This window comes from Kineosporia sp. A_224, from assembly GCF_002198655.1.
Classification (GTDB): domain Bacteria; phylum Actinomycetota; class Actinomycetes; order Actinomycetales; family Kineosporiaceae; genus R-H-3.
The window spans coordinates 42,172-53,939 of sequence record NZ_MWLN01000113.1 but is presented as its reverse complement, the minus strand read 5'-3'; the positions used below and the strand labels follow the sequence as shown (position 1 = coordinate 53,939).

10 protein-coding genes and 1 tRNA gene are annotated in these 11,768 nt (G+C 68.4%); 2 read left to right on the top strand and 9 right to left on the bottom strand.

What is annotated here, in order from left to right; translation table 11 throughout:
- Positions 1-274 precede the first annotated feature (274 nt).
- Positions 275-347: transfer RNA gene (locus EDJALFJO_RS09965), tRNA-Arg, on the top strand.
- Positions 348-371: 24 nt separating this feature from the next.
- Here EDJALFJO_RS09965 and EDJALFJO_RS09960 read toward each other — a convergent pair.
- The 6 genes from EDJALFJO_RS09960 to EDJALFJO_RS09930 form a co-directional block, all read right to left on the bottom strand.
- Positions 372-1,709, bottom strand: coding sequence for a site-specific integrase (locus EDJALFJO_RS09960; protein WP_088284712.1), 1,338 nt, complete (start codon positions 1,707-1,709; stop codon positions 372-374).
- Between the two features lie 28 nt (positions 1,710-1,737).
- The gene (locus EDJALFJO_RS09955) at positions 1,738-1,971 is read right to left on the bottom strand and encodes a helix-turn-helix domain-containing protein (protein ID WP_088284710.1); all 234 of its coding nucleotides are present in this window, start codon (positions 1,969-1,971) and stop codon (positions 1,738-1,740) included.
- Between the two features lie 84 nt (positions 1,972-2,055).
- Positions 2,056-2,922: a bifunctional DNA primase/polymerase gene (locus EDJALFJO_RS09950; RefSeq protein WP_088284708.1), complete on the bottom strand. Its 867-nt coding sequence runs from the start codon at positions 2,920-2,922 to the stop codon at positions 2,056-2,058.
- Entirely contained in the window at positions 2,919-3,812 is an 894-nt protein-coding gene (locus EDJALFJO_RS09945) for a DUF2637 domain-containing protein (protein ID WP_088284706.1), read from the bottom strand. Before EDJALFJO_RS09945 ends, EDJALFJO_RS09950 begins: the two co-directional genes overlap by 4 nt.
- A 624-nt stretch (positions 3,813-4,436) precedes the next feature.
- Positions 4,437-4,919, bottom strand: coding sequence for a hypothetical protein (locus EDJALFJO_RS09935; RefSeq protein WP_088284702.1), 483 nt, complete (start codon positions 4,917-4,919; stop codon positions 4,437-4,439).
- A 78-nt stretch (positions 4,920-4,997) separates the two neighbouring features.
- Positions 4,998-5,333, bottom strand: a complete 336-nt coding sequence (locus EDJALFJO_RS09930) for a helix-turn-helix domain-containing protein (RefSeq protein ID WP_143448426.1) — start codon at positions 5,331-5,333, stop codon at positions 4,998-5,000.
- Between the two features lie 124 nt (positions 5,334-5,457).
- Here EDJALFJO_RS09930 and EDJALFJO_RS33355 point away from each other — a divergent pair, with 124 nt between their 5' ends.
- Positions 5,458-5,994: a hypothetical protein gene (locus EDJALFJO_RS33355; RefSeq protein WP_143448425.1), complete on the top strand. Its 537-nt coding sequence runs from the start codon at positions 5,458-5,460 to the stop codon at positions 5,992-5,994.
- Positions 5,995-6,262: 268 nt separating this feature from the next.
- Here the strand turns inward: EDJALFJO_RS33355 and EDJALFJO_RS33350 are convergent, their stop codons facing one another.
- The 3 genes from EDJALFJO_RS33350 to EDJALFJO_RS09920 all read right to left on the bottom strand — a co-directional run bounded on the left by EDJALFJO_RS33350 (position 6,263) and on the right by EDJALFJO_RS09920 (position 11,636).
- Entirely contained in the window at positions 6,263-8,740 is a 2,478-nt protein-coding gene (locus tag EDJALFJO_RS33350; RefSeq protein WP_143448424.1) for a hypothetical protein, read from the bottom strand.
- A 254-nt stretch (positions 8,741-8,994) separates the two neighbouring features.
- Entirely contained in the window at positions 8,995-10,029 is a 1,035-nt protein-coding gene (locus EDJALFJO_RS09925; RefSeq protein WP_088284698.1) for a transglycosylase SLT domain-containing protein, read from the bottom strand.
- Complete coding sequence (locus EDJALFJO_RS09920) at positions 10,026-11,636, bottom strand: type IV secretory system conjugative DNA transfer family protein (RefSeq protein WP_158220367.1); 1,611 nt, start codon at positions 11,634-11,636, stop codon at positions 10,026-10,028. The genes EDJALFJO_RS09925 and EDJALFJO_RS09920 overlap by 4 nt, the downstream gene beginning before the upstream one ends.
- Positions 11,637-11,768: the final 132 nt, after the last annotated feature.

The window sequence follows — 11,768 nt, the reverse complement described above, 5'->3', positions numbered from 1 at the left end:
CCCGATCCCCGCCGCCCAGTACAGCCCGCGCCACAGCCGCAACGACCGCCGCGCCGCGACCCGCTGCGCCGCGACGAGCCCCAACCGCTCCCGGAGAACCGCCACACCGTCACTCACGGCGAGATCCTCCCGCCACCGGGTGCCCGCCGTCCCCCGAACGAGCGAACCCTCACGCCCGGGCGAGCGCCCCGACCGGTCCGGTAACCTGGCACCGCGCCGGCCCGCCGACGCACCGCCCGGCCGCCGGCTCACCAAGCCTGCCCCGAGCAGCAGCGCCCTCGTAGCTCAGTGGATAGAGCATCGGTTTCCTAAACCGTGTGTCGGAGGTTCGAGTCCTCTCGGGGGCACAAGATCAAGAGGCCGTTGACCTACTAGTTCACGGTTTCCCCCTCATCCTCGGCGGGCTCCTCAGAGGCCCGGTGGTCACTTTGGTGGTCACTACGTCCGGACCACTTGGGCCCGATGCGGTCTGCCAGCGCCCCGAACTCCAGGCGCGTGCGCTCGGCGGAGACGTGCAGGTAGTGGGTCCGCGTGACCTCGCCGCCGGAGTGGCCGGTGACCCGACTGATGACCTCGAGCGGCGTCCCGGCCTCGTGGAGGTTGGTGACGGCGGTCGAGCGCAGCGCCTTGAGCGACGGCACCCGGTCCAGCCCTTCCGCAGCTCCTGAGCGCTTGATTACCGCGCGGAACTGGTTGCTGACGGCGTCGGGACGGATGGGTGACCCGTCCGGAAGCGCGAAAACGAGGTCGTGGTCTCGGTAGTCCCGGCCGTGCAGTTCGCGTTGGGCGTCCTGCCGCCGTCGCTGCTCGGCCAGTGCCGAGGCGACGGCCGGGACAAGCGGGTAGATCCGCTCGCCGGCCAGCGACTTCGGGGTGTCGAAGAGGATCCGACGGTGGCTGCCACCGCAGGTGTCGCACTCATGCGCGCCCTCGACGTCGACGATGGTCTGCCGGATCTCGATGACGCGTCGCGTCTCGTCGACGTCGCGCCAGCGCAGGCCGCAGCTCTCGCCGCGGCGCATGCCGTAGACGGAGACGACGAACCACAGCAGCTCGAAGGGGTGCCCCGCTGCTTCTTCGAGGAAGAGCCGGAGCCGGTCGTCGGTCAGGGCGACGGGCTTGCGTCGCTTCGCCGCAGGGAGCGCCACCAGCGTTGCGACATTGCGCGTGATGAGCTGGCGTCGCACCGCGTCGTTGAGCGCCGCCCGCAGCACCGCCCTGACATTCACCAGCGTGCCGGCAGTGGGCGTCACGTGCTGCTTGCCCCAGGACCGTGCAGGCTCGCGGGCGATCAGGTCGAGCATGCCCTGCACGTGGTCGGGGCGCAGGTCGCGCAGCCGGTGCCTGCCGAGCTTCGAGATGAGATGCACGCGGATGACGCCCTCGTAGCCCTGAACCGTGGAGGGCTTGCGGCCCAGGGTCTTCTTGAGTTCGAGCCACTGCTCGAGGTACTCCGCGACGGTGTAGCCGCGGTCCTGGACGTAGGTGTTGTCGGAGATGGCCTGCCGGACCGCACGCTGGTTGCGGTCGGCGGCGTCCTTGGTCGGGAAGGTCTCCGACCAGGTCGGCCTCCCGACGAGCCCGGTGACCGGGTCCGGCAGGCCCATCCGGTAGCGCCATCCGCCGCTGCGGCAGGAGCACCAGCGCCCGTTGACCTTGCGCGGGTGTTCGTGGCACTGCTTGACGGCGTCGCTCCACGACTTCGGCACGCGCGCTCCTCGATGCGGTTCCGGTGCGTCAGGCCGAGGCCTGCGTGATGGCGCTCTCCTCGACGCCGAGCGCCCGGAGGATCTCTGCCCGCGGGACCCGCCGCAGCCGCCCGACCTTGAGGGTGCGGCACGGGAACTCCCCGCGGCGCAGCAGCTCGTACGACGTGTCCCGGGAGATCCCGAACGCCCGACCGGCGGTGACGATGTCGACCGTGACCGGGAGCGCGAGCAGCTCCTCCTGGCTGAGCTGGTTCTTCGACATGGCAGGTGCCCTTCTGTGCGGCCGGGGAGCGCTCGGGAGTAGCGACTCGGGGAGAGCTGTGAGAGGGGTTGCACTGGCGAGGTTTCAACGACGGGACGACGACTTCCGGACAGCCGCGTGCGTGGGAGGTGGTCTGCCGTCGGCGCTTCGAGGCGAGATCCCTCCGATGACGGGAACCGATGTCCCCGCCACGGTGCGCTGCGCCGAGGCGAGCGTGCGGCCGACCTCGGTCGCAGTCAGCCCGACGGCGAGGCCCGCCTCGGCGAGCGGACGCAGGTCGAGGCCTTCCTCGGAGGCCCGGCAAGCGGCCCAGAACAGGGCGCGGTTGCGGTTCTGCGAACCCGACTCCTGGCGTTGCACGTGACGCACCAGGTGGTCGATGCCGAGCGGGGTGGTCGGCGTCCGCCGCGGCTGCGCGCCGGTCGGCGCCGGTGCTGGCGCCGGCGGCGCGAGAAGCTGCCTGGCTGCGTCCCAGTCGAGGTTGGCGTGTGGGCCGGGCAGGTCGACCTCGACGGTGTACGGGCGGCCGCCGACGACTGACGGCGGCGCGAGGACGTACCCGCCTTCGGCCTTGAAGTCGACCAGAGCTGTCGGGACACTGCCGCCGGCGCGCCCGCTACCTCTGAAGTAGACGTGCATCCCGCCCGAAGGCGTGGAGACGACGCGGGAGTAGCCAGCGAGGAGCCCTGCGGCACTGAGCCGGTGGAACGCGGTGTAGCCGGTACGGCCGGGGCGGACGTCGATGTCCAGGACGTCGATGCTCGCGGCGCCGGTGGCGATGGCAACGTTCCGGTCCGGGCGGTCGGTCCACCAGCGTCGGATCTGGTCATGGTCCGTCGTGGCGTCCTTGAAGCCGTGCACGGTGTCGGGGACCTTCTCCCCCGGCTTGCAGCAGAACACTGACCAGCCACGGTCTGCGTACTCGTGAGCCGCACGCTCGAGGTCGTTCATCGCACACCTGCCGTGGCGGTCTCGAGCTCACCATCGGCCATGTCGACGTCGTCGGGCTCCCCCGCCGACTCCCGCCTCTGTTCCGACACGCTGGGGGCCTCCGCCGTGTCGACCATCGACGTCGGCCGGGTGAAGACCTGTCCGGACCGGACGACGTCCCCGGCACCGACGAGCACGGCCAAATGGTCACGGACGGTGCGACGCGGGAGTCCGGTGGCGCGCACGAGGTCCGCCTGGCGGGCCGGGCCAGCCGCCAACGCTTCGAGCAGCCCGCTGCGGGCGGCCTCGACCCCGCCGGACGGCGGTCGTGGCGTGCGCCGCGACGCGGCCTGGTGCTGCAGCCCAGGACGGGGACGGGCCACCCTCGACAGCGCGGCCGCGATCGACGTACCGCTGTCATCGTCCGCCGTGGTCACCGAGCCAGCGATTGCCGGAGACGTAGGCGCCGCCATCGAAGGCTCCACGCGGCTACTGGGCTGTTGGGACGGGTCGTCGAACGGGACGAGGAGAGCACCGACTGCCACGGCCATCAGCCCGTCGACCGCGAGCGGTCCGACGGTGGCCGCCCAGGTCGACTCGCCGTAGACCAGCAGGAGGCTGCGCATGTGCAGGTAGCTGATGGATGCAGCGACGACGGCGACCGTCGGCAGGGCGAGCCAACGCAGCAGCACCCAGCGCAGCCCGTCGGGCCAGCGGGTGCGGGCGATGACCTCGAGCGCCACGAGGAGGATCACCGGGCAAGCCGCTGCGGAGACGACTGCGCCTGGCGCGGTGTCGTTGCCTTGCACGAGGACGTGCTCGACGTTCGCGGCGACGGACAAGCTGACGCCGAGGGCGGCTCCGCCGTAGGCCCAGCGGCGGCCAGCGTTCATGGTGCGGCGGGGCTTCACGCGGCAGCTCCGGTCGTGTCGGCCAACAGGGTGAGCAGGTCTTCGGGCGCTGCCTCGGCGGGCAGCGGTCCGGTGGAGGGCACAGCGGGCGGCGTGGGCATCCCGGTGCAGGGCATGCCGGGTGCCTCGCACCAGCAACTGACCGGAAGCTCGAAGCCGTAGGGCTGGTCGGGGTGCTCCTCGCACACCCAGCCGTTGCCGCGGCACCGGCAGGTCAACGGGTGCGGCGCGGGCTTCTTGCGGCGGGGGCTCACTGCGCGTCCGTCCGACCAGGAGCCGCGGCAGCGGTCCCGGCGCGTGCGCGGGCGTGGCGACGGAACGCCGCCGAGAAGCAGTCCGGGCACCACGCGGCGAGGTCGGTGACCGGTAGGCGCCACGTGGCAGCCAGCGGTGTCGAGGGGTCCCGGGGTGCAGCGACGATCTGGACGACCGGTCGACCAGGGCCGCGGCCGCAGCGACCGACCGTGACCGCGCTGCCGGCGTCCGGCGGCCGGACGGAGTCCGCCTCTGGCCCGGCCACGGTGGGAAGGCCGTGCGCAGTACCGCAGGCGCCGGTGCACTCGCACCGCCGGTCGGCGCGGGTGACGGTCTGTACCCACGCCGGCACGGGAAGAGCCGGCGGCTTCATCGCGCACCTGCCGTGTCAGCAGGAAGGTACGGAAATGGCGCGCTGTCATCGGTCGCGAGTCGGCCGACTGCGCACTGCGCGGTTGCCAGGTCGCTGCCGGCGACAGCCGCATAGCGTGCTGCCGACGCGAGCATCGAGGCCGCCTCGGCGGCGGTCAGCAGCGTGCCCCGCGCGGAGCGGTCGTCGACGTCCGAGAGACGCCCCGCCGCGTCGGCCTGCGTCAACCAGCGCGCGGCCTGGGTGACCGCCTGGGACAGGTAGTCCGCGACGTCGCACAGGTCCCCCAGGACGTCGTAGACGTCGCCGGCGTAGCCATACCCGCCGTCCGGGTCCATGGTCGCGTGGTTCAGTGCTCGCACCGCCTCGGCGGCGGTGCGTGCAAGCTGGGCCGGGCTGCTGCCGTGCGCCGCCGTGCCGCCTCCTGCGCCGAGCGCCGGGCCGGTCATCTTGTCGGTGCCGTTGGTGAGACTGTCGGTCATGACGTGCGCTCCTTGTCAGAGAAGGTGCATGTCCGTGGCCCTCGGCGGTGTTCGCAGCACCGTCGAGGGCTGTACACGTCAGCGGCGGCGAGCCACCGCGATGTGCGGCGACGCAGCCGCTCCCGAAAGGCGGGGCTGAGCGATCGGCGTCGGGTTGCTCGGGAGCCGGCCGGACGTCGCGGGATCCGACAATCCGTACGTCGCGAGGAACTGCGCGGTCGGGATGCGCCGGAGTCGGCCGATGGTGACCACTGGGCAGTCGCCACGTTCGATGGCCTTGTGCACGGCCCGCACCGAGACGCCGAGGATCTCGGCCGCCCGCTCGGGGCGCAGCGTCATCTCGATCCGCGGGTCGGGTGGCCCGCCGGCGACGGTCACCCGACGCGCTGAGCGCTGAGAGCTGGGCTGGTTCACGATGTGACTCTAACTGTTTCACCTGTCACGACGCAACGTCCGAAATGGCGTCGTGCATGAAACGACACGAACTGACACGAGATGCATTGAGGTGCACCTCGAGCGACGCCGCTACTGTTCAGGTGTGACACGGGAGACGCCCGAGCAGCAGGTGGAATGGCTGACCGACGAGCCAGTCACCATCCCCTGGCCGGACGAGGGCGGCCCGTTCGTTCTCGGCGCTCACCTGGCGCGGGTCAACGGCAAGGTCGTCCTTGCCGGCCTGACGATCAGCTCGTTTACCGAAGAAGACGGCGTCCGCAGGCCAGGCCCGCAGGGCGTACGCGAGGTCGACTACGCAGCGATCCGGTCCCTCAAGGTCACGCAGATCGCGGACGCCGCCCGGCTTATGCGCGCAGTCTCAGCCGCCATGGACAGCCCTGCCGCACGCGAGGCAGTGCGCGAGGTTCTCAGCCAGAACACGAGCCCTCCTCCGTCCGCTGCACTCGAGCGCGTCGCAGAGCTCTACGCGGAGGCATTGAGTCGCGGCGGATGGGATGCCCGACGGCCAGCGGTCTATGTTCACAGGAGATTGACAGAAACGGGTGTCGAGGTAACTCCGGGAACAGTCCGCGGACAGATTCATCGCGCTCGGCAGCGTGGGCTAATCCCTCCAAGGTGACGGCTACAAGAGGCGGGCTCGGCCCACACCTGTGTACGCGCAACCTTCCTGTGTGCCCGGCTCAAGTGACACCTGGCTGCCAACGAAGCCATGTGCAAGCGGAGCCGCCAGAAAAGGCCTCGCGGCATCTGGCATCACTTTCCTCGACATCGACACGGCGTTCTATGCACTGATCAGGTCTACATCCTCTCGTCGCGCTGCCACAGGGTCGCCCGACGCGAATGCCGATCTTGCGGCACAACCGGGACCCGATGCAGCACAGGACTGCCTACTTAGCCGGTGACGAAGCAGCGCTACCGGCGCTCCGTGGCTGAATAACGGAATCTATGTATTGTTGCGCCGCCGATGCACCCAACGTGACAGCTGCGGTCAGGATCGCGGTAGCGACCGGTACTGCAAAAGATCTAAACCGACTGAAGTCGCGAATCGTCACCCACGAGAGTCCACTTCGCCTGGCAATTAGGTTCTCCCACGCCATCCCTAGCAACAGGAATGTGACCACGACGGCAGCTGCATGAACGGCGTAGATCTCCCAGACTTCGAAGATGTGAAAGGACTCCCAAAGTCGGACTTCCTCGGCAGCCACCACGGCCGCGAGCAGGAAAATGGACTTTGACAGCGGGGCATTGCCACGCAAACGAACATAGAAGTACCCATAGAGCGCGCCATAGAACGCCCACCGAAGCAGGTAGAGCAAGGTCACTAGAACCACCGCTAGGGACCCTTCGACGAACCTCCCTGCCGCCCAGAACTCAAGAACCAAGACCGGAAGACCACAGAGCAGACCGATACCGGAGCCCACGGTCGCATTCTGGCGCGGTGAGCCAGCAGCAGCGGACCCGAGTGCCCGTGCTCGCTCATTGGCGACGTCCTCGGATACCACAGTCGCATCCAGAGCGCGGGCCATCTTCAGAAGCTCCTCGGGAGCAGCATCACCCGTGGTGAGCTTCGCTTGGGCTCTGCGCGGCGCTTCCGCAAGTGCTCGAGTGAGAGACCTTCCAACGGACAATCCAAGAACACTCCGCCGGAGGTCTTCTCGAGAGAGGGCATATAGATGCGATAGGGAACGCGACCCACTCGCTCCCCAACGAAGGACCGCCAGAAGCCCACCAACAAGCACGACCAGGCTGAACGGGCCGACAGAGTAATCAGTGGGCATGGACGTCAGAATGGCGACTCCAGCCACACATACACCCACAGACCAAACACCTTCAGGCGTATTTGTCTTGGCACATTTTGCTATTGCCAGGAGAACACCGGCTGCTAGTCCCAAGTGGCCGAGAGCCATCAAGGATCGCTCGTCTATGAAAAGATCATCCGTAGAGAACCTCGACAAGAAGTCCAGCGGAGTTGCCAGGATCAGGACCGCGACTGGCCCGAACCATTTCGCCCGACGCAATGGAACGCCGACGAGACCGAGAATGGCCGCACTGGGTAGCGCAATGAACAAAAGTATTGCCGCATAGAACAGCCACCCGTCTACACTTTGCTCGGCAATCCAGAACGCGCCACCCACGGCAAGTGCAGGAATGGCCCAGCCCCATCTTGCGGTGATTGACATCCCGCCTGACGCATAGTCGGTCAAGATGGCCGCGAAGAGACTAAGGAGGGAGCCGACGGCGACCAAGATCGAAAGTCGGGTTCCGAATAGCGCGAGGTCCGGCCAGCCATTCGCTGCGAACGAACCCGCCACCAAGAGTGACAAGGTCACAGCCACCCAAATCTTCTCGCGCCGGCCATGATGGCTTGCCATTCGTCGGAAGTATGTCAGGGAGGCCCACCAAACCATCCCCCACAATGCTGGCGCCGCGGCCCAGAGTAGATCGCCGTCCTGATTGGCCGCGATCAAGCATGCAATTGGCAGAGCAGCGAGGCCAGCGGCCACAAGACCAACGACGCGTCGCTTCCGACCCTTCACATCCATGATTTGCATGGCGAGCGGCAGCGATAGCACGAATAGGGCGGCCCAGCGCAATCCCGACTTTAGGTCATTCCAATTGAAGCCAAGGACATAGGCATCGTCGGAGTATGTTCCGGCATCGAACTGCGATACTGGGATTCCTAAGGTTGCAGTTTCTCCCGCGGGCAGCAGCAGTACCGCATTCAGACTACTAAGTTGAACGACCTCGGCCGAGCCGCCGACCTCGATGTTGGCACCGCCAGGATTCGACGCTCGGACGTCCACTTCATAGGTTACGGGCCCCGCTATCACAGACTTGGCATTTTCCGAACCGATCTCTATTTTCGCTGCCGATCCACGCTCGGAGACAAAGTTCGCCAGAGATGCCGAGCCGACTATCTTCCACTCGGCGACTTGCGCCCCAGCTGGAAGGGACAATGATCCTCTTCCGACAAAGGAGAACCCTTGGGGTGCAACCAGCTTGACCATGTCAGACGAAAGCTGCGTTTCGCCGTCCAGTAGATCATGGAACAAGGGTTGGTCCGTAGCAATTGGTACCTTCACGCTGATTTGGTACTGCCGAGCCTTTTGGTTCATCGCAATAGCGACCCGCACTCCTGAAAGGTGCGACGTCACGTGCGAACGCAAATTCTCCTCGCTCGCAGCGAGCCGCTCCTTGGCGGCTTCGCGCTCACTCAAACGCTCTTTCGAACCCACGTAGAGATCCGTCAAGATCGCAGTGGCGACGGTGAGCAAGATGAGCAGCGTCACAAAGACTGCACATGCTAGAACCGTCGAACGATGTGCAGCGAAGAGCTTCCTGGCAGACTCCTTAATGATCGACACGTGGTGAGCCTATGGGGTAGGCGTAGAACACGACAGAGTTGCCGCCAACCTGGCTGACCACGTTCCGCACGTGTCGGATCTCGCAGTGACGCACCGCCCGCATATCACCGGGCCGAGTGGTGTTGGCGCGGTGGTCTACCACGCGGGCGCGGCTCAGGCAGGTCCGTTGGACTCCGAACGAGAGTGGGGGCCGAGACACGTCCTAGTTGCGTGATCGCGAGGCAAGGGCACCCTTCATGCGCCGTAGCCCAGTTCTAGCGTTGGCTGGCATGGACGTGGTCGGCGTGACGACCCGTCGGAGTGCCTACGTCGTAGATGCCGCCGCCGTTGTAGGGTCGCCAGCCGTCAGACGTCCGCGCGACCGACCAGATTCGCCCGTCCCAGATGATGTAGGCAAGGTCTAGGGCAGCCGCGTTGACTTGGAGCCAGCGGGCTAGGCGCCAACCGTCAGCACGCTGGGTGACGGTTGGGTACTCACCGATGCGTCCTACGGCGAAGTCGCATGCCTTCCCCTTCGGATGGTCGCTTGTCGGGTTCCACGCGTGCGGATCCCAGCAACCGACACCCCACGGCCAACCGCCGAAGGCGCGGTCGACCTCCTCGTACACATGGAGCATCCGTCGCGTGATGCGTCCTGAGCTTGTCGGGTCGTCGACGTAACCGTCAGGTCCGACAAAGGGGCGCGGTGCGGGTGGGAGACCGCCGGCAGCGGGCGGGCAGACGGGGGGTGAGCCCGCGTCGCTGCCGGCGGCGATCGTGGGGGTGTCTCTCACCATGGTGACGCTCGAGGAGCTCGATTCGTTCGCCGCTCCGCCCAGTGCTGAGACCGCTGCCTGCGCTTCGAGAAGGTGCCCTCGGTAAGCGCCGGAGGTGAAGGTGGTCCAAGGCGTCCAGGAGCGCTTCGCTGCCTGCCACACCGCCTGGGCCATCTGCGCGTTCTGGGCAGGGTCGCGCCAGTCGTAGCGCGCGAAGAGGTCCGGGTGCGCGCGTTCGAGGATCTGCCACAGACCGGAGGCCCCGATGCTGTTGCGCACGACTGGGTCGTACGACGACTCCGCCCCCGCGACAGCCACGGCGATGACCAGGTCCGGACCGGTGAACCCGGCTCCGGCGGCGGCCGCGGCCGCAAGGTCCGCACCGCGGCGGCCCTGCAGGTCGACGGCCGAGGACGACGAACAACTGGTTCGCTCGTCTGCGAGCGCCGAGCTGGTGAAGACGACGACCAGCCCCAGGAGGGCGAGCCACGGCACGGTGACGCAGGCGACGACCACCACGAGTGCCTTCTTCACCGGCCCGCCTCCGTCGACCCCGAACCTGCGACCGCCGTCCGCCGATCCGTCGCGATCGCGGCAGCTTCAGCAGCTTCCGACGCCGCAGCTGCACGGATGTCCACCGCCCGCGGCCCGAGCATCCACGGCACGAGCCGGAGCATCCCCGGCCGCACCCCGGTCACGAGCAGCACCGCCGAACCCCGCTTGAGCGCGCGCACCTTGTCGGCCGGGAGCACCCGGTCCCGGCGGGTGCTCCACGACGTCCCTCCGACGCCGCGGGTCTTGACCGGCACGTCGTGGTCACCGATGAGCCGGGAGATGTCCTCGGCGAACGGCTGGTCGTCGATGCCTGCGCCGATGACCTTGACGGTGGCCGCGCCGAAGAGCTCGTCCATCCCAGACTCGCCCCAGACCCGCCGGCCCTGGGTGCGCGACTGCAGGATCGTCAGCGGGACGACGCCACGCGACCCGAGGTGCGAGTACAGCCGCGGCAACTCAGTGATGCGGCAGATGTTGGCGGCCTCGTCGAGCACCGCCACGAGCGGCGGGTCGAGCCGCCCGGACGGCGTCCCCTCCGCAGCCCTGACCGCTTCGAGCATGACCCGGTCGGCGAACGCCGCGACCAACGGAGCAGCGGAACCGGCGCCGTCCTTGGAGAGCAGGTAGAGCGTCTGCCGGGACGTGGCAAACGCCTCGGGGTCGAAGGTCTCCAGCCCAGGCTGCGGGCAGACCCAGCGCATGATGACGGGGTCGGTGAGGCAGGCCGCGGCGGCGCGGGCGGTGGCGTAGACGCCCTCCCGGGTCTCGGCCGCTCCCCCGGCTCGGCCTGCCATCGACTCGGCGAGCTCGACGAAGCCGTGCTCGGTGAGGATGTTGTACGGCGCCACGGACGCGGTCGACGTCAGCCAGACGGCGACCTGGCGCAGAGCGGCACCGTCGAGAGCGGCAGCCAGCAGCAGGCCGGCGAGCAGGTCCTCGGCGTCCCGGTCCCAGAAGTCACCGCTGTCGTGCGATCGGCGGATCTCCTGCACGAAGTGGCCGGCCAGTCGACGACCGTGCTCGACGCTCGCGAGGCCCGCCAGCGGGTTCCAGGTGAAGGTCTGCGGACGGCGGGTGATGCTCTGCGGGTCGAAGGTCCAGACCCGCTCCCCCGTGTCGTCGGCGCGCACCCGTGCGGTGTGCTGCCACAGGTCGGCCTTGTTGGACGTCGCGACCACCGCGCCGGGTGCGTCGAGGACGGCGGGTACGGCGATGCTCGTCGTCTTGCCGGTCCGCGGGGCGCAGATGGCCAGTGCGACGTCCTCCCAGGTCGTGCGCACGGGTCCCCCGCCCGGGCCGTCGAGGTGACCGATCGGCATGCCGAGGTCGTTCGGCTGCAGGTGACGCGCACCGGCCAGCGAGGGCCGCAGCCGCCGCGCCGTCCGCCGCGCGACTCGTCCTTCGGTGAGGCCCTTGAACGCGCGCGCCCCGGCGAACCCGTCACGCGGCCGCCGGCGCCCCTGGACGCCAGTCCATGCGCCGACACCGAGCCCAATGAGCAGCATCCCGGCCAGCACAGCGAGCCCGACGACGGGACCGGTCGGGACGCCGGGCCACAGCGCCCCGACCGGCTCTCCGCCGAGCACCCGTCGAGCGGCCTCCCCCAGCCCAGGACCGCCGCCATGGCCGAAAGCCCACGACACGGTCCGCCCAGATGCCCACACCAGTGAGCCCGCGACGGCACCCACCGTCGTGAGGCCGGCAGCCACGAGCAGGCC

Coding starts and splice junctions, on each gene's coding strand:
- EDJALFJO_RS09955 (WP_088284710.1), bottom strand. CDS start 1,971: ATGTCGAAGAACCAGCTCAGCCAGGAGGAGCTGCTCGCGCTCCCGGTC.
- EDJALFJO_RS09950 (WP_088284708.1), bottom strand. CDS start 2,922: ATGAACGACCTCGAGCGTGCGGCTCACGAGTACGCAGACCGTGGCTGG.
- EDJALFJO_RS09935 (WP_088284702.1), bottom strand. CDS start 4,919: ATGACCGACAGTCTCACCAACGGCACCGACAAGATGACCGGCCCGGCG.